This window comes from Hymenobacter sp. DG01, from assembly GCF_006352025.1.
Lineage (GTDB): Bacteria > Bacteroidota > Bacteroidia > Cytophagales > Hymenobacteraceae > Hymenobacter.
This window is the reverse complement of record NZ_CP040936.1, coordinates 1,715,670-1,737,578: the sequence shown is the minus strand read 5'-3', so window position 1 is coordinate 1,737,578 and position 21,909 is coordinate 1,715,670. Positions and strand designations below refer to the sequence as shown.

General features: G+C 61.3%; 23 protein-coding genes. 4 read left to right on the top strand and 19 right to left on the bottom strand.

The genetic code is table 11. The features are described from left to right. Position 1: 1 nt before the first annotated feature. Complete coding sequence (locus FGZ14_RS07450; RefSeq protein ID WP_257883370.1) at positions 2-1,336, bottom strand: glycosyltransferase family 4 protein; 1,335 nt, start codon at positions 1,334-1,336, stop codon at positions 2-4. A 178-nt stretch (positions 1,337-1,514) separates the two neighbouring features. On the opposite strand from FGZ14_RS07450, the gene ffh reads away from it, so the two are divergent. Continuing rightward, positions 1,515-2,864 carry a signal recognition particle protein gene (ffh, locus tag FGZ14_RS07445; RefSeq protein WP_139922883.1) on the top strand — a complete coding sequence of 450 codons (1,350 nt, stop codon included), beginning with the start codon at positions 1,515-1,517 and terminating at the stop codon, positions 2,862-2,864. A gap of 99 nt (positions 2,865-2,963) precedes the next feature. Here ffh and FGZ14_RS07440 read toward each other — a convergent pair whose 3' ends face one another. The 4 genes from FGZ14_RS07440 to FGZ14_RS07425 form a co-directional block, all read right to left on the bottom strand. Further along, on the bottom strand, positions 2,964-5,735 hold the full coding sequence (locus tag FGZ14_RS07440; RefSeq protein ID WP_139922881.1) for a heparinase II/III family protein: 2,772 nt from the start codon (positions 5,733-5,735) through the stop codon (positions 2,964-2,966). 393 nt (positions 5,736-6,128) lie between these two features. Further along, on the bottom strand, positions 6,129-6,581 hold the full coding sequence (locus FGZ14_RS07435; protein WP_308217171.1) for a nucleoside deaminase: 453 nt from the start codon (positions 6,579-6,581) through the stop codon (positions 6,129-6,131). Between the two features lie 539 nt (positions 6,582-7,120). Next, on the bottom strand, positions 7,121-7,507 hold the full coding sequence (locus tag FGZ14_RS07430) for a hypothetical protein (RefSeq protein WP_139922877.1): 387 nt from the start codon (positions 7,505-7,507) through the stop codon (positions 7,121-7,123). A gap of 89 nt (positions 7,508-7,596) precedes the next feature. Next, positions 7,597-7,773: a DUF2256 domain-containing protein gene (locus tag FGZ14_RS07425; protein WP_180754525.1), complete on the bottom strand. Its 177-nt coding sequence runs from the start codon at positions 7,771-7,773 to the stop codon at positions 7,597-7,599. Positions 7,774-7,870: 97 nt separating this feature from the next. Between FGZ14_RS07425 and FGZ14_RS07420 the strand changes: the two genes are divergently transcribed. Both FGZ14_RS07420 and FGZ14_RS07415 read left to right on the top strand, forming a co-directional pair. Beyond that, positions 7,871-8,611, top strand: coding sequence for a bifunctional 2-polyprenyl-6-hydroxyphenol methylase/3-demethylubiquinol 3-O-methyltransferase UbiG (locus FGZ14_RS07420; protein ID WP_257883369.1), 741 nt, complete (start codon positions 7,871-7,873; stop codon positions 8,609-8,611). Positions 8,612-8,691: 80 nt separating this feature from the next. After that, positions 8,692-9,144 carry a thioesterase family protein gene (locus FGZ14_RS07415; protein WP_257883368.1) on the top strand — a complete coding sequence of 151 codons (453 nt, stop codon included), beginning with the start codon at positions 8,692-8,694 and terminating at the stop codon, positions 9,142-9,144. Positions 9,145-9,234: 90 nt separating this feature from the next. Here the strand turns inward: FGZ14_RS07415 and FGZ14_RS07410 are convergent, their stop codons facing one another. From FGZ14_RS07410 to FGZ14_RS07395, 4 genes are all read right to left on the bottom strand, one after another. Then, positions 9,235-9,771: a DinB family protein gene (locus FGZ14_RS07410; RefSeq protein ID WP_139922875.1), complete on the bottom strand. Its 537-nt coding sequence runs from the start codon at positions 9,769-9,771 to the stop codon at positions 9,235-9,237. A 280-nt stretch (positions 9,772-10,051) separates the two neighbouring features. Beyond that, positions 10,052-11,035, bottom strand: a complete 984-nt coding sequence (locus FGZ14_RS07405) for a pyruvate dehydrogenase complex E1 component subunit beta (RefSeq protein WP_139922873.1) — start codon at positions 11,033-11,035, stop codon at positions 10,052-10,054. Positions 11,036-11,157: 122 nt separating this feature from the next. Beyond that, positions 11,158-11,379 (bottom strand): hypothetical protein, encoded by a 222-nt coding sequence (locus FGZ14_RS07400; RefSeq protein WP_139922871.1) that lies wholly within the window; start codon positions 11,377-11,379, stop codon positions 11,158-11,160. A 33-nt stretch (positions 11,380-11,412) separates the two neighbouring features. Beyond that, positions 11,413-13,221 (bottom strand): tetratricopeptide repeat protein, encoded by a 1,809-nt coding sequence (locus tag FGZ14_RS07395; protein WP_139922869.1) that lies wholly within the window; start codon positions 13,219-13,221, stop codon positions 11,413-11,415. A gap of 164 nt (positions 13,222-13,385) precedes the next feature. Between FGZ14_RS07395 and FGZ14_RS07390 the strand changes: the two genes are divergently transcribed. Then, positions 13,386-13,604 (top strand): PspC domain-containing protein, encoded by a 219-nt coding sequence (locus FGZ14_RS07390; protein ID WP_139922866.1) that lies wholly within the window; start codon positions 13,386-13,388, stop codon positions 13,602-13,604. Positions 13,605-13,682: 78 nt separating this feature from the next. Here the strand turns inward: FGZ14_RS07390 and FGZ14_RS07385 are convergent, their stop codons facing one another. The 10 genes from FGZ14_RS07385 to FGZ14_RS07340 form a co-directional block, all read right to left on the bottom strand. After that, the gene (locus FGZ14_RS07385; protein WP_257883367.1) at positions 13,683-14,762 is read right to left on the bottom strand and encodes a glycosyltransferase family 2 protein; all 1,080 of its coding nucleotides are present in this window, start codon (positions 14,760-14,762) and stop codon (positions 13,683-13,685) included. Beyond that, complete coding sequence (locus tag FGZ14_RS07380) at positions 14,752-15,087, bottom strand: YbaB/EbfC family nucleoid-associated protein (protein ID WP_139922864.1); 336 nt, start codon at positions 15,085-15,087, stop codon at positions 14,752-14,754. Before FGZ14_RS07380 ends, FGZ14_RS07385 begins: the two co-directional genes overlap by 11 nt. A 328-nt stretch (positions 15,088-15,415) precedes the next feature. Continuing rightward, the gene (hemF, locus tag FGZ14_RS07375) at positions 15,416-16,408 is read right to left on the bottom strand and encodes an oxygen-dependent coproporphyrinogen oxidase (protein ID WP_257883366.1); all 993 of its coding nucleotides are present in this window, start codon (positions 16,406-16,408) and stop codon (positions 15,416-15,418) included. 22 nt (positions 16,409-16,430) lie between these two features. Further along, a complete protein-coding gene (locus FGZ14_RS07370; protein WP_180754524.1) occupies positions 16,431-17,351 on the bottom strand; it encodes a universal stress protein in 921 nt (306 codons plus the stop codon). A gap of 40 nt (positions 17,352-17,391) precedes the next feature. Further along, entirely contained in the window at positions 17,392-18,129 is a 738-nt protein-coding gene (locus FGZ14_RS07365) for a sulfite exporter TauE/SafE family protein (protein ID WP_139922860.1), read from the bottom strand. Between the two features lie 76 nt (positions 18,130-18,205). After that, on the bottom strand, positions 18,206-18,682 hold the full coding sequence (locus tag FGZ14_RS07360) for a FixH family protein (protein WP_139922858.1): 477 nt from the start codon (positions 18,680-18,682) through the stop codon (positions 18,206-18,208). A gap of 170 nt (positions 18,683-18,852) precedes the next feature. Continuing rightward, positions 18,853-20,262 carry a cytochrome c oxidase accessory protein CcoG gene (gene ccoG, locus FGZ14_RS07355; RefSeq protein WP_139922856.1) on the bottom strand — a complete coding sequence of 470 codons (1,410 nt, stop codon included), beginning with the start codon at positions 20,260-20,262 and terminating at the stop codon, positions 18,853-18,855. Positions 20,263-20,479: 217 nt separating this feature from the next. Continuing rightward, positions 20,480-21,361, bottom strand: a complete 882-nt coding sequence (locus FGZ14_RS07350; RefSeq protein ID WP_139922854.1) for a cbb3-type cytochrome c oxidase N-terminal domain-containing protein — start codon at positions 21,359-21,361, stop codon at positions 20,480-20,482. Next, positions 21,358-21,681, bottom strand: coding sequence for a hypothetical protein (locus tag FGZ14_RS07345; RefSeq protein ID WP_139922852.1), 324 nt, complete (start codon positions 21,679-21,681; stop codon positions 21,358-21,360). The genes FGZ14_RS07350 and FGZ14_RS07345 overlap by 4 nt, the downstream gene beginning before the upstream one ends. After that, a complete protein-coding gene (locus tag FGZ14_RS07340; RefSeq protein WP_139922851.1) occupies positions 21,675-21,893 on the bottom strand; it encodes a hypothetical protein in 219 nt (72 codons plus the stop codon). Before FGZ14_RS07340 ends, FGZ14_RS07345 begins: the two co-directional genes overlap by 7 nt. Between the last annotated feature and the right edge of the window lie 16 nt (positions 21,894-21,909).

Genomic DNA, 21,909 nt, shown 5'->3' with positions numbered 1-21,909 from the left:
TTTACCTGTCACTGGTCACCTCATCACCTACCCTCACCAATTTCGCCAGCCGCTCGGTAAGGGCACGGCGGGAGTAGGCGGTGGCGCGGCCAGCGGGCAGATCAAGGTTGGGGTTGGTGCGCCACTGCGCGGCTAATGCTTCCAAATGCGCCAGCATGGTTTCGTAGTCGGCGTAGGGTAGGGCTTGGCCGGCGCCGCACTCGCGCAGGAGCAGGTCGGCATCAGAGCCAGTGGGGCCCACGCACAGAATGGGTTTGCCAGCGGCCAGGTACTCAAACACCTTGCCCGGCAGAATGCCTAGGTTATTGGCTACGTCCGGAATGGCCATCAGCAGCACCGTGCTGCGGAGCAGGTAGCCTACCGATTCATCGTGCGGTACGAAGGGAATAAACTCTGTCTGTTCACCAAGCCCCGCTGCCACTACCTGCTGCCGCAATCCGTCGGATACTTTCCCCACAAAGCGCAGGCGCAGTGGCACCTCGGGGTGGCGGCGGGCGCACTCGGCGCAGGCGGCCAGCAGCTGCTCAATGTGGTAGGTTTCGGAGATGGTGCCGGTGTGGGTGATGAGCAACGCATCCGGGGGCGGCGCGCTTACCGCCCGGAAATCGTCCTCATCGTAGCCGTTGGGCACTACCTGAATCTTGTCGGCCGCAATATGCGCTGACTTACCCAGGAACAACCGCTTGGTGTGGGGGCTGGTTACCAGCACGGCGTCGGCCTGCTCCAGCACCTGGCGCTCGTAGTGGGCATCGAGCCAGCGGGCCAGCGGGGTGTGGTTCAGTTCTTTATAGTAGTAAATATCGGTCCAGGGGTCGCGCATGTCGGCCAGCCAGCGCAGGCCGAAGCGCCACTTTAGCTCCAGGCCAATCAGTTGGGTAGAGTGGGGTGGGGAAGACGTCAGCACGGCGTCAAACTCCTCGCCGGCCGCCACCAGGTCGGCCACAGCCTGCAGGGCGTAACGGTTCCAGCCCCGGCGGGCATCCGGAATAAACAGGTTGCCGCGCACAAACTTGAAAACGCGCTGCACAAAGCTGGTTTTGCTTTCGCCCACGAATCCTCCGTAAGGAACTTGCTTGCCCGTCAGGCGTTTATAACTGTCGAAGGGCTCGAAGGTGTTGGTGCGAATCACGCGCACCTGCGGTGGCACGTCGGCGGCCAGCGAGTGGTCGAGGACGGGGTAGGCGCCTTGGCTGGGGTCCACGGTTATCACCGTCGGCTCCACCCCGAACTGGGGCAGGTGCTTCACAAACTTCAGGCTGCGCTGCACGCCAGCTCCGCCGGAAGGCGGCCAGTAGTACGTAAGAACAAGCAAGCGAAGCGGGCGAGCAGCAGACACGGACACGAAGCAGGTGGTAGCAATGAAACCGCGAAGGTAAGCACCTGCGGCCTTTCGGGGTTTTCTGGTTACTTTTGGAGGCTGAACCACCGACGCCTCCCGGCGTTCCGACGCCGCGCTTGCGCAGCACGAGTATACTTCAGCGAAATCAGGAAAATCAGCGCAAATCTGCGACTCCATGTTCGATAACCTTAGTACCAAACTAGACCGCGCCTTTAAAACCCTTAAAGGCCAGGGCAGCATCACCGAAATCAACGTTGCCTCCACCGTAAAGGAGATTCGCCGGGCCCTCGTGGACGCCGACGTAAACTATAAGGTAGCCAAGGAGGTAACCGATAAAATCAAGGACGAGGCCATGGGCCGCGACGTGCTGATCAGCGTGTCGCCGGGCCAGTTGATGACCAAAATCGTCTATGATGAGCTGACCCAGCTGATGGGCGGCGAAAAGCAAGACATTGTAATTAAAGGCGAGCCGGCCGTGGTGCTGCTCTCGGGTCTGCAGGGCTCGGGTAAGACCACATTTGCTGGTAAACTGGCCAGCCACATCAAGAAGCAGGGCCGCAACGTGCTGCTGGTGGCTTGCGACGTGTACCGCCCTGCCGCTATCGACCAGCTGAAAGTGCTGGGCGAGCAGATTGGCGTAGAAGTGTACTCAGAGCCGGAAAACAAGAACCCGGTTGAGATTTCGCAGAACGCCATCGAGTTTGCCCGTAAGAACAACAAGAAGGTTGTCATCATCGACACCGCCGGCCGCCTGGCCGTGGACGAGCAGATGATGAAGGAGATTGAGGCCGTAAAGCGCGCCATCAATCCTTCGGAAACGCTGTTCGTGGTGGACTCCATGACGGGTCAGGACGCCGTAAACACGGCCAAGACCTTCAACGACCGCCTGAATTTTGACGGGGTAGTACTCACCAAGCTTGATGGTGACTCGCGTGGTGGTGCCGCGCTGAGCATCCGGGCCGTGGTAGAGAAACCCATCAAGTTCATCTCGACGGGTGAGAAGATGGAAGCCCTCGACCTGTTCTACCCCGACCGCATGGCCCAGCGCATCCTGGGCATGGGCGACGTGATTTCGCTGGTAGAGCGTGCCCAGCAGCAGTTCGATGAGGAAGAGGCCAAGCGCATCAACCAGAAGATCCGCAAAAACCAGTTCAACTTCGATGACTTCCTCTCTCAGCTGGAGCAGATCAAGAAGATGGGCAACCTGAAGGATCTGGTAGGCATGATTCCGGGCATGGGCAAGGCCCTGAAGGACGTGGAAATCGACGATGACGCCTTCAAGCCGATTGAAGCCATCATCAAGAGCATGACGCCCAAGGAGCGCGCCCAGCCCGAGCTGTTGAACGGCTCCCGCCGCCGCCGCCTGGCCAAAGGTTCGGGTACTGATATTCAGCAGGTAAACAACCTGATGAAGCAGTTCGAGGACATGCGCAAAGTAATGCGCACCATGAACAAGATGAGCCAGACCAAAGGCGGTATGCAGCAAATGGCCCGGATGATGGGCATGAAAGGCCCGCTTCGCTAAACCGGAAGGGAGCCCCCCAGCCTCCAAATCCACCTGAATCAGAAAGCCCGAACGCTCCAGCGTTCGGGCTTTCCGGGTTTCTACGGGGTAGCAGCTACCTTACCTCTCAATCAGAACTTTAAGGGGCGTGGCTACTACCTCGCCGGTTGAACTCAAGGCCCGGAGGAAATACATTCCTGGCGCTAAACTTTGAACATTGAGCTGGGTTTGCTGCTGAAACTGCGCCCGTAATACTACCCGTCCGTTGCGGTCCAGCATCTGCAGGTCGATGCGTTGCTGCGGATCGGGGTAGGAAACAGTGAGGAAGTCGCGCGTGGGAACGGGGGAGGCCGTTAGCGTGGCGGCCGTAGCTGCGGTGGCTACCTGTACTACGGAGGAGTACTCGGTGGTACCATTCAGGTCCTGCTGTTGCAGGCGGTAATAGCCCGGGCCGGCCGGAGCGGTGTGGTCAGTGAACTGGTAGGTAGTAGTCTGGGCACTGGTGCCCTGGCCTTTTACAAACCCGATATCCTGGAACGTGCGGCCTCCATCGTGGCTACGCTGCACCGCGAAGCCCCGGTTTTGTAGCTCCGCCGCAGTTTGCCAGCTTAGCTCTACCGCAGTAGAGGTGCTACCCTGCCGGCGGGCGCTAAAGGAAGTAAGGGTTACCGGCAGCGGGCCGCCGAGCGGTTGTACCGTAACGGCCGAGGCCTGCGTCAGTTCAACCACTAGCTGGCTCGTTGCCGGATTGTAGGAGCTGCGCGCAACGCCCGGTCCGGTAGCGGCTACCGCCCCCGAGCCTGCACGTAGGGTAAGGGTCGTAGGTCGGCTGACATACACGGTGAACTGATTGCCGGGCAGCTGCTGCCAGCTGATGGTAGCCCGGCGCGAGGACTGCAGCACTACCTCCGAGCCGTAGCGCAGTTCGGTGCCCTCATCCAGAAAAGCCTGAACAGGAGTTCCTCCCTCGTTTAGAGAAAGGAACGTCAGCAGCGCATCGGAGCTGACGGGGCGGTCCGGTCCGGGGCTGGTGGTCAGCATGGTGTCGGTTTGGGTGAAAGCCATGTCCCGGAAGCCATCGGTGGAGGTTGTCAGTCCGGCCGTGGCGGGGGTGCTGGTGGTGGTTATCTGGGCGGGGGGAGTGGTGGCGGCGCTGGGATAAAGAGCGGCCAGAAACTGCGTTTGGGCCGCCCCGTTTTGCTCTACCAGCAGGGTCGTGTGATTTTCAGTGGTGTTATAAACCAGCTCGTGGGCTCCGGTTGCGGTACGGTAAGCCGCCGTGGTGCCCGGCGTTGCAACGTGGGCCAGCAGACGGGCACCATTCTTCTCCCAGGTGCCTTCCTGCTGCGCTAGATTATCCCGGAAAACACCCGTCTGCTCGGTGCCGCCGGCCAGTCCGTAGCCGTGCAGCTGCCAGGTGTAGCGCCGCGGCCCCGCCGACTGCACGAAGTCGGCCAGCAGGTAGTAGCGGCCCCGCACGAACAGCACTTTGCGGGTAACGGAGGCATTTTGGTAGGTAGTGCGCGCTTCGCCGAAGGCCAGGCCACCCGACTCGAAAGCGCGCGGCAATGTGGCATTGGCCTCGTTGGCCGCTCCGGCGTTGCCGATGGCCGGACCGGCGCCATCTACCAGCACCATGTTGTGGTTACTGGCCTGACCTACCTCTGCCCGGCGGTTATAGCTCAGGTAGCCAGCATCAAGGGCCAGTAGCTGGCCTTGAGCGTGGAGAATAAAGCTGGTAGCATCGGCCTGGTTGTGGCCGCCGGAGTTGGCTTGCACCGCGCCGCCTTTGCCATACAAGTGCAGGTAGGTGGCTACGGAATCGGGGCCGGCCTGCAGCACCAGGTTGCCGCTTTGGGGCAGGTAGGTGAGGGTAGGGCGGATCCGGGGAGCCGGGGTTATCTGCGCGGCCAGGTAAGCCGCTCGCATGTCCACCGTCGCATCGCGGAGCTGGGCATTCAGGGAATTTAGCTGCCCACCCGACAGGTGTTGCAGATGCAGGGGCACCACATAGCGGCTTTTGCCGGTGAGGGCCAGCTCCGGCATGCCCATGTCCACGTACGAGTCTTCCAAGGCCGGAAAACGGCCATCTGGCATCAGAATGGCGGTTATCCAGTCGTAGAGCTGGTCGTAGCGAGGGTCGTAAAAAGGGTTGCGGATGCTGCGTGTGGTTCCGTTGTAGGTGCAAGTGAAACCAGTATCCGGCGCGAAATTTCCCAGAGCCCGAAAGAACGGCAGGCAGTTCAGAAAAGCATACTTAAAGTAGTACGGGCCTTCGGCGTAGCCTGCTACCGCTGCCGGGTCCGACTGGCGCTGGGCATCGGCCCACAGCACGTTATCAATGTGGTAGAGGCCGGAGTTGAACCAGTTTGCCGGCTGCAGGTTGGCGTCGGTGCTGGTGGCGTCGTTGAGTACTACGGCCGCCATACCCAGCGCGGCCGCTGTCATCAGGGTATGGTTGTTCTTGATCTGGCGGAAGAAGTACACGCCTAGAAAAGCCCGGTTCGATTCCCGGTACAGATTCCCCGCAAACTGCTGCAGATTGGTCCGGCTCTTCAGCAAAGCTGGTTCTGCTACCCCTGCTCCCCGCAGCAAGTCGTAGGCAATCAGATAATCAATGAGTTCCTTAGAGCGCCACTGCCACTCGGTATAAGTAGTGCCCGAGAAGCTGGCGAATGGCTCTACGGCTGGGTTCAGACTTTCCAGCGCTTCTATTGCCTGTTGCTGGTACAAAGCACGCTCAGGCGCAGGCAAAGCGGTGAGGGTAGAGCCGGTGGGCTTGCGGTCCATCAGCAGCACAAAAGCCGCGTTCTTGGCGAAGGTGGCCCTGCTGCGGCGCTCATCAGCGGTAGTGTTGCTGCTGGTGGGGCCGCTGCCAATGCTGGTGTACAAGCTGGCGTACAGCGGCTGGTTCTGCGGGGCGGCCAGAAACCCGCGGCTGCCCGGTATGGCGGCTGGTGTAAGTAGGGTACGGGGGTAGGCGGCCGTGGCCCCGGGTGGATTCCAGCTGCCCGTTTGGGCTGGGGCTGAAGTTGCTAAAAACCAAAGAAAAAAGACAGACAGTAAAAGCTTTTTACTCAAAGCGTATATTATTTTAGTTATATATTACTCTTGGGCTGGTTTGACGTATGATGCGTTAATAATCCGAGCGCAAAAAGAGTTTCATTCTATTTTATATGCTCCTGTGACTTAAAAAGGAAGTAAAAGCAAAACCCCGTCCTATTCCAGGAATAGGACGGGGTTTTGCTGATGTGGGATGAACAGGCTAAAGTCTATAAATAAAGTTTAATAATCGGTGCGGCCCTCGTGCTGCTCCCAGGCCCGGAACCCGGCCCCTGCTTCGTCGCGCAGTAATTCCACCATTGGGATGTGGCGGGCGCTTAGCGGCTTCTCTAATTCTTCGTAAATAAATTGGTCGTCGAAGCCAATAGCGGCGGCATCCTGCTTGGTGTTGCCGTAGAACACGCGGCGCGGGCGGGCCCAATAAATTGCTCCCAGGCACATGGGGCACGGCTCGCAACTGGTGTACAGGTCGCAGTCGTCGAGCTGAAAAGTACCAAGCGTTGCACAGGCTTTGCGAATAGCATCTACCTCGGCGTGGCAGGTAGGATCGTGGGTGCTGGTAACCTGGTTGAAGCCCCGGGCAATAATTTGTCCGTCCTTGACGACCACGGCCCCAAAAGGCCCGCCGTAGCCAGCTTGCATTTTTTCAATGGATAAGCGAATTGCTTCGCGCATAAAGTCGGGGTTGGGCGCTTCCATACGGGTAGGAGTCAGGGAGTGAAGAAAGAAGAACGGGCCGAACAAACCGGCCAAAAACTGCGCAAAATACGGTATTCAGCTCTTTTCGTCACCGGGTTACCAGCCCACGCGGAAACAAGCTACCCAGCATGCGCCGCAAGTCGCTTCGACCAAGCAGCTTCGGCTCGCTACTTTTTTTGTATCCCCATGCAACCCCAAGGCCCCACTTCCGACTCTATATCGTGTAGACACTATGAATGCTGTTCTTCGCACAAATGATCAGACAGGGTTAATGCAATTTGGCCCGGTATTTGATCATCTGTAAAACGAAAGAATAGTTTTTTAGGTGTTTTGGTTGTGGAAAAGGGGGCGGCTACTAGTCGCCCTTTTTTTATTGCTGATAATCACAGCATTGTCTATACACACTGAGGGTGCTTTAGGCTTAGTGTGTACCGCATCTTAAAAGTGTAGCCCGGTAAGCGCAAAAAACCACCCCGTAGCGCAGGGGCTTCCGGGGTGGTAGGGTGTTTTTCTTTTTACACTACTACGCGCAATTCATAGCTAGCAGGAGCATCAGCGGGCGTAGTACTGAAAGCACCTACCCGGCTAGGGCCGTAACCTAGGTTTACTTTAATCCATTCATCGTGCACTGGAAGCAGCGTAATTATTTCCTGGCGCAGCTGGTCAAGCTCGTCGCGCAGGTGCTGGAGGCTGAGGCGTATTTCTTCGTGCGACTGGTCGTAGCTGCCGGCGGCCGAGCGTTGCTCGTAGTCGATGGGGGTAGGAGCGGGCTGGTTCCGGTGCGTGAGGTCGGTAGCTTTTACTTCGGCCCGTTGCAGCTCCTTTTCGGTTTGCAGGTACGCCTGTAGCTTATCTGCCAGCGGCTGCAGGGCCGGGTCGAGGTAGTCGAGATTGGTTGACATGAGTGGAAAGCGAAGAGAGTGGTTGCTGAGCTTCACAACGCAGCCGCCGCCGGAAAGGATGCACGCAGCCGGGCGGGTGCCCGGCCCTTTCAGGCGGCGGAAGAGGTAGGCGGGCGGTTGCGCTGGCACTTCTCGCCGCAATACTTCACCTCGTCCCAGCAGGCGCGCCACTTTTTACGGTACTCAAACGGGCGTCCGCAGGTCAGGCATAATTTCGTGGGCAAATTGCCCTTAACCAGGCGTTTAGGCAGGCTAGAAGACGGCATGGAGGAACAGCAGGAGTAGGGTTCTGTAACGAGTTCAGGACGGGGAAGTTCGCGGCCGGCATCAGCGGGCCGGGCCGCGCCGCGTATCTTTGCCGTTATGTCGATGTCACCTACTGCTACCCCTACCCCCGACCCCATAGGCCAGGCGCTGCTTGCATATCAGCAAGGCCACCTGAGTGCCACCATAGCCGTGCACAGCTCCGTGGCCGATGAAGAGGTACTGCCCGCCGCGTACTTCTTCCGCTCCCTCTGGGAAATGCCCGAAATGGAGCGCACGGCGCTGGAAGAGTGCCGCGGCCGGGTACTTGACCTGGGCGCCGGGGCCGGCTGCCATGCTCTGGAGCTGCAGCAGCGTGGATTCGCCGTGAAGGCTGTGGATGTTTCGGCGGGTGCCGTGCAGGTAATGCAGCAGCGCGGCGTACAGGAAGTGGCCCGCCACGATATTTTCGATGCGGCGCTTGCCCAGGGCGAAAAGTTCGATACCATTCTTATGCTTATGAACGGCATCGGGCTGGTGGGTACGCTGGACGGCCTGGAGCGCTTTCTGGTCCATGCCAAGCACCTGCTGACGCCCGGCGGCCAGATTCTGGCTACCTCCTCCGACATCAGCTACCTCTACGAAGACGAGGAAGGGGCCTTGGTGTTTGATCTGAACGCGCCCTATTACGGCGAGGTAGAGTACACCATGCAGTACGCCAACGAAACCGGCCCGGCTTTCCACTGGATTTTCACCGACCCGGCCTTGCTGCAGGACTACGCCGAAGCCGCCGGCTATGAGGTGGAGTTTCTGGAGGAAGACGACCAGCAGCAGTACCTCGTTCGGCTGACAGTGCGCTAAATCACGGGCTGTTTACTGGTGCGGGCGGCTGCTTGGCAGGCGCCCCGGCGGGGCGGCCTACCACTTATATTTCCTTTCGTATGTCTGCTGTTTTTGAACGTATGTACACCGTGCGCTGGGCCGATATGGACCCTAATGGGCACATGCGCCACTCGGCCTACGCCGATTATGCCGCTCAGCACCGCATTGAGTACCTGGCCCAGCATGGCTTCACGCTGCAGCGCTTCGCGCAGCTGAGCCTTGGACCCATTTTGTTTCGGGAGGATACCCGCTTCCTGAAGGAGCTGCACCTTAACGAAGCGCTGCGCGTAACCGGGGAGCTTTCGGGCCTGAGTGAAGACGGCTCCCGGTGGAACATCATCCATACCCTGCACAAGGCTGATGGCCGCCCGGCCGCCACTGTAGCCGTGGAAGGCGCCTGGCTTGATCTGCGGGCCCGCAAACTGGTGGTGCCGCCCGCCGAAATCACGGCCCTGATGCAGGAACTGCCCCGGCACGAGTCGTACGCTGCTATTGTTCGCAAGCCCAGCTAGCAGCCCATAAGCTGCCATCTGCCGGCGCCTACCGGACCCTGAACCCCTGGCGGTTTGGGCTCTGGTAGGCGCCGGCTCGCGTTAGTTAGCCTAGGCCACGGCTTTTGCAATGCGTTCTACCTGCTTCTGGTGGTGAAGCACGTGGTCGAGCATGAAGTCCAGGGTCTGGTAGATGGTGAGCATACCGGAGCGGGGATGCTTAAAGATGGCGCGGTCGAGGAGGTTGCCGGGATACTCATTGAGCAGGCGCTCCAAGCGGCGGCGGACGGCTTCCCACTCGGCCTGCAGCTCCGGGAGCGGCGGAATAGTTGCGGGCGTAAGCTGGGTGAGCTGAGCAGGCGCCTTAAAGCGCGTAAATGGCAGCCGCAGCAGCGCGCGCAGCAGCCACGATTTCAGGATGGAGCCTACCCCGGCTTTGGCCAGCGCATCGGCCTGCAACAGCTTCTTCTCCATGTACTGGCCAATACCTGTTTCGGCTACCACCAGGTGCTGCACTACCTGCACGGCCGACCACTGCCCCGGACCTGGTGCTTGCCGGGCCTTGTCGCCTAGTGCGGCAACCGACTGAAGTAAGCGGGTGGTGGCGTGTTCGAGCTGCTCGAAGCGGAGGTGTAACCGATGATTCATAAGGGGAGAGAACAAGCGTAGCTTTGGGCAAAAGGTACATAAAAATTCTGCCCCTCCTGTTCTGCTTCTTGGCGGGGGCGCCGACCTTCTTCGTCAGAATCCGGCCTGTTCGGGAGGCTACGCTATTTGCCTACCCCCCGAGGCAGCCCAAACCCTGAGGCCCGGGCCGGAAGCCGAGGTCGGGCAGGGCCAGAAGAGTGGCAGGAACACAAAAAAGCCCGCTGTAAGCGGGCTTTTTTGTGTTATAACCAAAAGGCAACCGGGGATGCCGGAGCCTGGATTAGCGGTTTACGTAGAGTACTTCTTTTACTGCTTTCACCGTGCGCTCCACATTCGGGAGAGCAGCATCAATGAGGGTAGGGGCGTAGGGCAGCGGCACGTCCATGTTGGTGATGCGCAGCACGGGGGCGTCGAGGTAGTCGAAAGCGCGGCGCTGTACTATGTAAGCCAGCTCCGAGCTGATGCTGGCCAGCGGCCAGGCTTCTTCTACCACCACCATGCGGTTGGTTTTCTTCACCGATTCTACCAGCGTGTCGTAATCGATAGGACGTACGGAGCGCAGGTCAATTACTTCGGCTTTGATGCCTTCCTTGGCCAGCTCGTCGGCGGCGGCCAGGGCTACCTTCATCATTTTGCCGAAGCTCACGATGGTTACCGATTCGCCTTCGCGCACTACGTTCGCCTTGCCAATCGGAATGAGGTACTCTTCCTCGGGTACTTCGCCCTTGTCGCCGTACATCAGCTCCGACTCCATGAAGATAACCGGGTCGGCGTCGCGGATGGCCGATTTCAGCAGGCCTTTGGCGTCGTAGGGGGTAGAGGGTACTACCACTTTCAGGCCGGGGGTGTTGGCGTACCAGTTCTCGAAGTTCTGGGAGTGCTGCGAGGACAGCATGCCGGCATTGCCGGTGGGGCCGCGGAACACGATGGGGCAGGAGTACTGCCCGCCCGACATGGAGTAGATTTTGGCGGCGGAGTTAATCACCTGGTCAATAGCCACCAACGAGAAGTTGAAGGTCATGAACTCGATGATGGGGAGCAGGCCGTTGGCGGCCGCGCCCACGCCGATACCGGCGAAGCCCAGCTCAGCAATGGGCGTGTCAATCACGCGCTCCGGCCCGAATTCGTCGAGCATGCCCTGGCTTACTTTGTAGGCGCCGTTGTACTCGGCTACTTCTTCGCCCATCAGAAACACGCGCGGGTCGCGGCGCATTTCCTCAGACATGGCTTCACGCAGGGCTTCCCGGAATTGGATGGTCCGCATACTTGTCAGGTGCTTGTCAGATCAGAAAGAAAAAGCCGGCTCTAAACCGGCGCGTAAAGCTACGACGAGTAACCGGGACGGACAAGCAATGCATTCGCCCAGTATCCATAGTATTACCAGTATCACCCGAATAGTGAGTAAGCAAAGGAAAAGCAGCACAGCGTCAGCAGCAGTAAAAAAATGCCAACGGCTTTTAGTGGCTTTGAATCCACTTTACCTATCAAAAGCACCACTCCTACACCACCTATAATTACACCAAAGAGAATGGCTGCCGCCGCTATGATATAGCCTGCCAAACTAAGTATGGCGGTTTCGTTGAGTAAGATTGAATTTAGAGTTCTCATTGCATGAGTAAATCTAAACGGTTCAGCCAGTAGCTACCGTAGCGCCTCCAGAAACTGCTTGCCCTTGGCGAAGTCGCGGAACTCCAGGTCTTCCACGGCGCGGTTGGCGTAGGTGCGGCTGAGCTGCACGGCGCGGCGCAGGTGCATGGCCATGGCGGGCTCGTTCTGCTGGCGGGCGGCCACAATGGCCAGGCAGTAATACACCAGCGGGTCCTGGGGGCGGAGGGCAATGGCCTCGGCGTAGATGTTGGCTGCCCCCTGGTAGTTGCCCTTCAGCACATAGATGAGGGCCCGATTCATGATGTTCTGGTAGGTTTTGGAACTGTAGCTCAGGCTACGCAGGGCGTCATCGAGCTGACCGATTTCAATTTCCAGGGCGGCCTTATCGGAGAAAATCTTGCTGAGTACGGCCCGCGGTCCGCCCAGCTTGATGGCGTAGTCGTAGTTCTGCAGGGCTTCCAGCTTGTCGCCGGCGCGGTGGTAGGCGCTGCCCACGCGGTAGAACAGCTCGGCGGTGGGGTTGCGGTGGGCAGCCAGGGTGAAGTTCACGGCCGAGCGCCGCAGGTAGGCGCGCTGCACCTTCGGGTTTACTTCTTTTTCAGAGCGCTGCAGCAACACCACGGCCAGGTTGTGGTAGGCCTGCCAGAGGCCGGTTGTAGCCACCGAGGTTTCGTAAATGCGCTGCTTTTCGGCCAGCAGGGGGGTAAGGGTAGCGGAGTAGCGCAGCTCCTCGGGCGTGAGGGCGTCGGCCTCGGTTTGCTTCTCCACAATCTTTTTGGAGAGCAGATAGATTTCAGAGTCGTAGCGTTTGGGCGCGGTGTAGCGCACGGCAATGGTGCCAAAGCGCATCACCGGGTAAATGTACTGCTCCAGGTAGTCGTAGAACGTAAGCCGGCGCAGGCTTTGCTCCTTGGTGGCGTAGGAACCAGGCGTATCGTTGATAAGCAGCAGCACCGAATCGACCTGAGCCGGCTTCAGGGCCGACTCCTGCACCTTGTTCAGAAACAAGTCCCACCGGCGGTGATAGGCCTCCGTCTCAAAATCGATGTTGCTGACTTTATTGAGGTAGGAGTCGGTATCGACGCGCTTTTTGTAGTAGTTCAGCAGCGCCCGCACCCGCTTGTCGGACAGGCGTGGGTCGTGGCGGTCAAGGGAGTCGGGCGAGTGACCGGCCACAATCATCACCTTGTCGGTGTGCTGGTTGGCCTCAATGAAGTCTTCCAGGGCCGCTACGTTCGTGCCCAGGTAGTTGCGGATTTCGGCCTTGCCGGCATCAAAGAAAAAGGGCATCACCCGGGTGCCGCTCATGTTGTTGCTGGCCGTTTCGGGCAGCAGAGCAATGGCCGTATCCTGGCGCACCACCAGGCGGCTGGTAGTTACAATGCCGCGCGTAAGCCAGATTTCCTTGCCCTTGACCCGCTTGCCGCCCGGCTTGGTCTCGCGGGCGTCGGGGAGGGCCAGCAGCTCACCGGGGCTTTTTTGGGGAGCGTAGGGGAAAGAAAACTGCTTCCGGATGACCAGCTTATTTTTCTGCTCCTCATCGTAGAGGTACTCGCCGGAGATAAACGTGAGGCGGCCCACCGTGTCTTCGCGCAGGCCGTTGTTGTAGCGGTAGCTCAGGCCCAGGTTGTAGGCGGCCCCCTTGCGCAAGTGGCTGGCGGGTACTTTGGCCGTTACCTCAAACAGCACGTTTTCGCCGTTACTTTCCAGCACTGTGGGCTGCACTGTAATTTCCTGGCCGGCCTGGGCATTCTTTAGCACCTTGGCCAGGGGAGAGCAGGCGGATAGAAAGGACGCGCTCAGCAGGGCACCGGGTACTAGGCGTAACAACGAAATTCTCATGGGCAACAGGCAGGGGTAGCGCGAAATTCAGACAACAAACGGAAAAAGGCAGCCGACAGACGTATCTTGCGGCGAGCTTTCCGCGTAAGTGCTTGACACAGGCTACAAATCATTGTATTTTAACATCAGGTTAGCCACTGCCGGCAACTGGAATAGCAGGAGTTATGAAACGACTAACCGACTTTATTGAAAAGCAGAGCTTCGGCGTCTGCGATGCCATCGGCAAGCGGGTGGGTTTCTCAACCAGCAGCGTCCGGTTGTCGTTTGTGTACGCCTCCTTTTTCACGTTTGGCTCGCCCATTGTCCTATACTTTGCCCTGGCCTTCTGGATAAACGTGCGCCGGGCCCTGCGGCGGCAGCGCAGCACCGTCTGGGACCTATAGGCCCCGCCCGGTTAGCACCCTGAACGAAAACTTCCTGAAAGCCCGCCCCTGCCCGCCCGGCAAAGGCGGGCTTTGGTTTTAGCGCAGCAGGTGGCCGGGCAACTCCGAAAACCGGCGCCGCCCCTGCCCGAAATAGGCCCACACTAAACTGCCCTGGTACACGCCCGTCCGCTCCGTGGCGCGCAGGCGCGGCGGAAACTGCCGGCGTTGGGTGCGCCAGTAGGAGAGCCGCTTCAGGAAATGCCAATGCGCCCGCAGGATGGCCTGAAAATCGGGAGTAGCACCTTGCAGTAGCAGGCGCAGTGCCGCTACCCAGTCCAGAGCTACCCGGCTGATCAGCACGGCCGGCAGCTCGGCGGGGTGGGTGTTCTTATACACCAGGGCCAGCCCGTTGCGGAAGTTGAGGTATGTCTTGCGGGGGTTAGACTTGTGGAGCGTGCCGCCGCCCACATGAAACACCGTAGCGCCGCCGTGATACCACACCTCATAGCCCGCGTTCTGGAGGCGCCAGCACAGGTCAATTTCCTCCATGTGAGCGAAAAAAGCCGTTTCCAGGCCACCCAATTCGTGCCAGGCGGTGGCCTGCACCAGCAGGCAGGCGCCAGTGGCCCAGGCCACAGGGCGCGGATCGTCGTACTGGCCGGCATCGGCTTCGAGAGTATCGAAGAGACGGCCGCGACAGAAGGGGTAGCCCAGCTCATCGAGGTAGCCGCCCCCGGCGCCGGCGTACTCAAACTGCTGCCGCTCGGCAGGAACTTCGCTGTACTGACGGATTTTGGGCTGGCAGGCGGCAATGCGCGGGTTGCTTTCCAGCAGCTCGCGCTGGGGGCGAAGCCAGCCAGGCGTTACTTCTACATCGGAGTTGAGCAGCACGTAGTAACGAAACCCGGGCAGCTGGCCCAGGGCCATATTGTAGCCCTCGCAGAACCCCAGGTTGGCTCCGTTCTGCAGCAGCCGTACCTGCGGAAACTCCTGGGCCAGCAGTGCCACTGAGTCGTCGGAGGAGGCATTGTCGGCCACGAAAACGGTGGCACCATCGGAGTGCGCCAGCACGGCAGGCAGGAACCGGCGCAGAAAGTCCCGGCCGTTCCAGTTCAGAATGACTACCGCCACATCGGCGCAAAAGCCGGTGGTCGCGGCCCCCGCATCAGAGGCCAAAGCCACCGAGGTCGAGGCCCGGAATGTTGGGGATGAGGCCCGCAGTTTTCGATTTAAGCTCCTCCTTGGCTTTCTCGCCGGCTTCGTCCATAACCTTATTCACGGCGGCTACCACCAAATCAGCCAGCATGTCGCGGTCCTGGGGCTGGAGCAGGCTTTCGTCGATTTCCAGCTTCAGCAGGCGACGCTGCCCATTGGCCGTAGCTTTTACCAGCCCCCCGCCCGACTCGGCGGTGGCCGTGAGGTACTGCAGTTGGTCCTGGGCCTGCTTCATCTTGTCCTGAAGCTCTTTCATTTTGCCCATCATGCCCATCATATCAAACATAGGAAGGTCGTGCTAAGTCCGGCGGGCCGGACGGAGTGGAACACCAAAAGGTAAGCGAAACGTTAGGTGGTCTTTCCTGCCGGGGCGGCTACCATAGCCGCTCCTGCTCCGGAGCCTGCGCGGCTACCCCAAACGAACGCCCGGCAATTTACGGCAAACCGCCGGAAGCGGCCGGGTTGGGGTGGGCGTAGGGGGTAGGAAAGATGCCCATGAGCGGTATAGGACGCCCCAGGCCGGATAGCTGCGCCCGAACATAAAAAACGGCAACCGCCTGATTTATCAGGCAGTTGCCGGGGTAACCTTGCCAATACGGGGGCGGAGAAGACGCCTAAGCTTGCGCCGCTTCCTGAAGCTCAAGCGCCTCGGGGGCAGCGGCATCAGCGGCCAGCCAGTCGATGCCCTTTTGGAGCCACTGCTGGGTAGCGGCCTCGGGCGAGCCCGGCTGGGGTTGCAGGTTGTAGTGCCACTCGCACTGGGGCGGCAGGCTCATCAGGATGCTTTCGGTGCGGCCTCCGGTTTCAAGGCCAAACTTGGTGCCCCGGTCAAAGGCTAGGTTGAACTCGGCGTAGCGGCCGCGGCGCACCAGCTGCCACTGCTTTTGCTGCTCGGTGTAGGGTAGGGCCGCGTTCTGGCGCATAATGGTGGAATAGGCGCGGCCATAGATTTCACCCACAGCTCGCACGAAAGCGAACAGCTCGGCAAAGGAACCGTCCTTGCCCACCGTGAGGCGGTCGAAGAACAGCCCGCCGATGCCGCGGGTTTCCTGGCGGTGGGGCAGGAAAAAGTACTCATCGGCCCACTGCTTAAAGCGAGGGTAGTAGGTAGCATCGTGCTGGGCACACATGGCCTCAATTTGCTCGTGAAACCAGCGGGCCTGCTCGACATCCACATAAATCGGGGTCAAATCCAGGCCACCCCCAAACCAGGCCTCGCCGTTGGCGGCCTCGAAGTAGCGCACGTTCATGTGAGAAATGGGCACCCGGGGGCTGCGCGGGTGCTGCACCACCGACACACCCGTGGCGAAGTAGCCGGGGTCAGGCATCAGCAATACGCGGGCCGCCTGCTCACTCATGGTGCCCCACACGGCTGAAAAGGCTACCCCACCTTTTTCCAGAACCCACCCCTGCTGAATGACGCGGGTACGGCCGCCGCCCCCGCCTTCGTGGCGCCAGGCATCTTCGGTAAAGCGGGCCTCACCGCCATCAGCAGCTTCCAGCTGCTGGCACAGCCAATCCTGAAACTGGCGCATCCAGTCTTCCACCACTACGCGGTTGGCGGGAACGGGGGTAGAAGCAGGTATATTCATCGGAGAAGACATCATAGAAGAAGGAAAAGCAAGAAAATCAGGCCCAGTGCATGGCCGCGTAATCGGGGAGCAGGCGGCGGGCGGGCTGCTGGGCCAGCCGCTCGGCGCACTTTTCGCAGCAGGCCTCGACGGACGCAGGGCGCTGGGTGGCGCGCAGCACGAGCACCGGAATCTGGGTGTGGTAGGCCCGGGTGGTAGTGTAGCACCTATCGAAATACTGCAGCAGCTGCCCCGGGCTGCCGGGCGCAATGATGAGCAGCTGGGTTTGGGTGCGGGCGCAGAATTCGCTGCCGCCTTCCAGGGGAGCATCATCTTCCAGCAAATGCGGGGTAATCAGGGACCAGGTCAGCTGGGCGGCGGCCTGGTTCAGGGCCTGCTTCAGATGGCGGCGCTGGGGCCGCTGGGCCGGGGAGTAGAACTGCACCAGGTCCAGGGGGGCCGGAAAGGCCTCCCGCAGGGCCGAGAGGCGGGGGAGTACGTTCAGCCCGAGGGAGGTAAAGTCGGTGACCAGGGCCAGGCGGTTGGGCAGAGGGCGGCGGCCGGGCGGCACCACCAGCACCGGGCAGCTCACCAGCTCCGTGATGGCAGCGGCGTGGTTGCCGGGGGGCGCCTGCCGGTTGCAGTCAACGTGTTCCAGGCCCATTACCACTAGGTCGGCGGCGCAGCGGGCGGCTTCGGTAGCGGCGTGGTCGTGGAGGCAGCCAGCCAGCACCCGGTAGTGGTAGCGGATGCGGCGCCCATCCTGGCGGGTAAGCTGCTGGTAGCGCAGGCGCTCCACCAGGCTGCGCAGGCGCTGCTCCTGCTCGGGCAGGTTGGTGGGCGGCTGACCGGGGCCGGCGCCGTGGTGGCAGTAAAGCAGCACAATTTCGGCGGGCCAGCGCACGGCCAGCTTGTTAGCATAGGCCAGGGTGTACTCGGCAGCGGCCGTGTGGTCAAGAGGGACGAGAATGGTTTTCATGCGCAGGCTGGGCGTAAAGGGAAGGACTTGGAGGAGAAGATTAGTGGCAGTAGTGCACGCTCCGGGGCAGCTGGGCATGGGGCGCGTGGGCCGTAGGAGCCGGGCCAAGGCGGGGGCTGAGGTAGGGAATGCCCAGGCCCAGGCCGCGCACGATGAAGAGCACCGCCAGCACCGTGGCGGCGTAGGGCACGGCCAGGCGCAGGCGCCGCCGCCAGTGCAGCGGCACCAGCTGCCCCGTCAGCGAGAGGCCCAGCATCAGGGGCAGCGTGCCCAGCCCAAAGCAGGCCATGTAGGCGGCCGCGCCCAGCACGCCCGGCGCGCTCAGGGCCCCGGCCAAGGCCAGGTACACCAGGCCGCAGGGCAGCAGGCCGTTGAGCACGCCCGCGCCGTAGAGCGCCCCACCGGAAGTCTTTTGAAACAGCGCGGCCAGGGTGGTTTTTACCCAGCCCAAAGGCCGCGAGAGACCCAGCCAGCCGGCCAGGCGGGCCGTGTAGCGCTCGGGCACGGCCACCAGCAGCATAATCAGGCAGCCCGAGGCTATGGACAGCCCCTGCTGCAGCCCGGCCAGGCGCAGGCTCTGGCCCACCAGGCCGGCCAGGGCGCCCAGGGTGGCATAGGTGGTAACGCGGCCCAGGTTATACAGCAGCCGGCCGGCCACGTAGCGCCCCGAGGGTAGGGACGCTCCGGGCCGGCCGGGCAGGGCCAGGGCAATAGCGCCGCACATGCCTACGCAGTGGAAGCTACCCAATAACCCAAAAACAAAACCGGCCCAGAGCATCAGCGGAAGAGAAATGAAGCGTACTTGAATCGGGAGGCAAGTACGGCCGCTGCTGCCGGGCCGGGCATGACGAAAATCAGTTGCCGAGGGTGATATTTCTTTCCACAAAATACGTCTGCCCATTGGCCGTGAAATCCAGGCGCACGCGCCAGTAGCCGGGCTGCATGCGGGCCGTGCTGATTTGCTGCTCCAGCTGCGCGGAAAGCTGCAGGGGCAGGCTGAAATCCAGGTGCTGATCGGAGGGGCGGAACAGGTGGAGCTGGCCTTTCACGGCCTGGCCGGCCATGGCGGCGGGCAGCCGCAGCGTGAGTCGCTCGGCGGCGGCATCAAACGCAATTTCAACCGGGGCCGGCAGGGCCGCCGTGCGCGCCACGGTTTCCATGCGCTGCTGGTAAGCCAGCTCCTGCTGGTAATAATCGGGGCTGACCAGGTCCACGCTGGTGCGCATGGCCTGCTGCACAAGGTAGCCGATAAAGCCGGCAAACAGCACGAACGCCGCAATAATGGCGTAGGGCCAGAACGTGCGCTTGGTAGGAGAAGTCATGGTCATCATCTTGAATACAGTAAGCCTGGCCCCGGTCCGATGGGCAGCGTCCGTCTCGGGGCCGGTTGGCTTCGTGCTGAGGTTGGAAACTCGGGAGGGGGTAGGATGTGCAGGTGGCTCTGGAGGTGCGGGCGGCAACCGGCCCCGAGACGGGCGCTGCCCGTCGGACCGAGAGCGGGCTACTGCACCGGGCCCAGGAACTTGGTGCTGGCTTCGGCAATGAGCCGGTTGCCGCTATACAGGCCGATGCGCAGGGGCTGGTTGGTGTGGTGCAGGGCCGTGCGGGGCAGCTCGGCGAAGAATACCCCCTCCACGATGCCCTGGGCCGGCAGCTTCAGGCCCTGGCCGCCCACCAGGGAAATCCGACCCTGGGCCGGCTCCAGTACCCGCAGCGTGAGGGGGTAGGGGGCGTTGGTTTTGTTGATGACGGAGATGTTGTAGAGGTTGGTGATGGTGCCCTGAGGTGTTTTCTGGAACAGCTGCCCCGGCGTGCGCAGCACCGTGGCCTGCACGTTGGAGCGCGACACCAGCAGGCCCGTCAGCACGGTCAGCAGCACCACCAGCACGGTGGAGTAGGCCTTCACCCGGCCCGTCAGGCGGAAGCGGGTGCCCTCGGCAATGTTGTTTACGGAGGCGTGCCGGATCAGGCCCTGGGGCAGGCCGGCCAAATCCATCATGCGGTTACAGGCGTCAATGCAGGCCGTGCAGTTCACGCACTCCAGCTGGGTAGCCCCGTTGCGGATGTCGATGCCGGTGGGGCACACCTGCACGCACTGATGGCAGTCGATACAGTCGCCGGCGGTGCGCACCTGGTTTTTGCGCAGCTTCTCGCGCTGCTCGCCCCGGCGGTAGTCGTAGGCTACTACCAGGCTGTCCTTGTCGAGCAGGACGCCCTGCAGGCGGCCGTAAGGGCAGGCAATGGTGCACACCTGCTCCCGGAACCGGGCAAACACGGCGTAGAACACCCCCGTGAACAAGACCATGGAGGTCAGGCCACCCAGGTGCTCGGCGGGCGAGTCGGTGATGATGCTGATCAGTTCCTCGGTGCCGATGATGTAGGCCAGGAAGGTGTTGGCAATCAGAAACGAGATGACCAGGAACAGCGCGTGCTTGGTGGTTTTGCGCCAGATCTTGTTCCAGGTCCAGGCGGCGCGGTCGAGGGCTTTCTGCTGGGGCGCGTCGCCTTCCAGCCAGTACTCTATGCGCCGGAACACCATTTCCAGGAAGATGGTCTGGGGGCAGACCCACCCGCAGAAGGCCCGCCCGTACACCACCGTAAACAGGATGATGAACACCAGAAACGTGAGCGAGGCCAGCAGCAGAATAAAGAAATCCTGGGGCCAGAAAATTTGCCCGAAGATGATGAAGCGCCGCGCCGGCAGGTTCAGCATAAGCACCGGCAGCCCCCCAATGCGCAGCCAGGGGCCGGCAAAGAGCAGGGCCAGTAGCCCGTAGCTCAGCCACTTGCGCAGGTTGTAGAGCCGGCCGGCGGGCTGCTTAGGGTAAAGCCACACCCGGCGGCCTTCCGCATCTACCGTGGCAATGGAGTCGCGGTAGGAGTCGTCGGGTTTGAACTGGGTAACGGACATGAGTCTGGGGCCTCACCCCCCGGCCCCCTCTCCGGAAAAAGGAGAGGGGGAGCCTGACGTTTCAGCGCCATCCTTTCGGCTCTGGCCTCAAGACTGGCTACCTGGCCTGGCCGGCGTGGGAGCTACGCTTTATATGATGAAATGGGATAATACTGATGACCATCTGGCCCCACTGCTTTTTCGGAGAGGGGGCTCGGGGTAGGCCACACGTAGTGACTTAGAGCTTGGCTACGGGCTTGGTGGGGGCTTCCTTCTCGCCCTGGGGCTCTTTGGCGCCGGCAGGTTTGGTGCCTTGCAGGCTCAGGATGTAGGAGCTGACCTGCAGAATCTGCTTGCCCGAGAGCTTGCCTTTCCAGGCCACCATGCCCTTGCCCTGCACCCCAAACTTGATGGTTTTATAGACGTGGTTTACCTCGCCGCCGTGCAGCCAGTATTCATCGGTGAGGTTAGGGCCTACCTTGCCCTCGGCGTTCTGGCCGTGACAGGCAGCGCAGTTGCTGGCGAACAGCGTTTTACCGCTGCTGATATCGGCCGCCGAAGCCAGGGCCTCGTAGGTGGTCAGCTTGTTGGGGTCGTCGGCGTCGGGCGAGACGAGCAGGGCGGCCTGCTGCATTTCCGTTTCGTACTCGGCTTGGCTGAGCTGCCCGGCCTGCGCTACGTGGTAGTAGCCCAGGTACCCGATGGCAAACACAATGGTCACGTAGAAGCTATACTTCCACCAGGGCGGCAGGTCGTTGTCGAACTCGTGGATGCCATCGTAGTCGTGGTCCAGAATTTCGTCGCGCACCTCGCCCCGTACCAGGGTGGGGTCGCCTACCAGCAGGCCCAGCACCTTGCCACTCCAGGAGCGGCGCACCGAGGGTAGCTCATACACCCGGCGCAGCTGGGGCCGCATCTGAGCCACAATGGCCACAAACAGCACCAGAAACACCAGCAGCACCAGGGCCAGCACACCCACCAGAAACCAGAACAGCAGCAGCTTGGGCTCGGCGGCCGGGGTGGGGGTAGGGGTGGCCGCGTCGGCGGCCTGGGCCAGGGCCGCCGACGCGCTTAGCAGCAGGGCTCCGGCTCCGGTCAAAAGGTAAGGTAGTCGTCTCATGCGGCAATAACCTGCTCGGGGGTGAGGGCCGGGGCGGCCGTGAGAACCGGCGTGGCGGGTTGGGGTTGGGCGACCGAGGCCGTCATGGGGGCGGTTTCCGCTTCCGCGGGGGCCGCCTGGTCGTCGGGCTGGGCGGCGGCCGTCGCCAACGATACGCCCGTCATCAGCCCCATCAGCAGTACCACCACGGCCAGGGCGCCGGCCAGCCAGCTTAGAATATCGGTGGGCTGCGGACCCGTAGCGGCCGTGGATTGCGCCGTAGCCAGGTAAGAGGTCAGCAGGCCCAGAACAGTCAGGAGGGAGGTGCGCTTGGTTAGCATAACACGTCGTGGTTAAGGTGGTACTCTAGGGTTTGATCGGGGGTAGCGTCTTCGGGGGCGCCCAGGGGCAGCTGGCTCATGGCCTGCAGGTGCTGGCGACTGGTCAGCAGCACGTACACCAGCAGCCCCAGAAAGAAGAGGAAGAAAATGGCCAGGGAGATGAGCGGGTACAGCTCAATGCCGGCTATGGATTGCAGGACTTTCTTTTCCATAGGGACTTGGGGACTT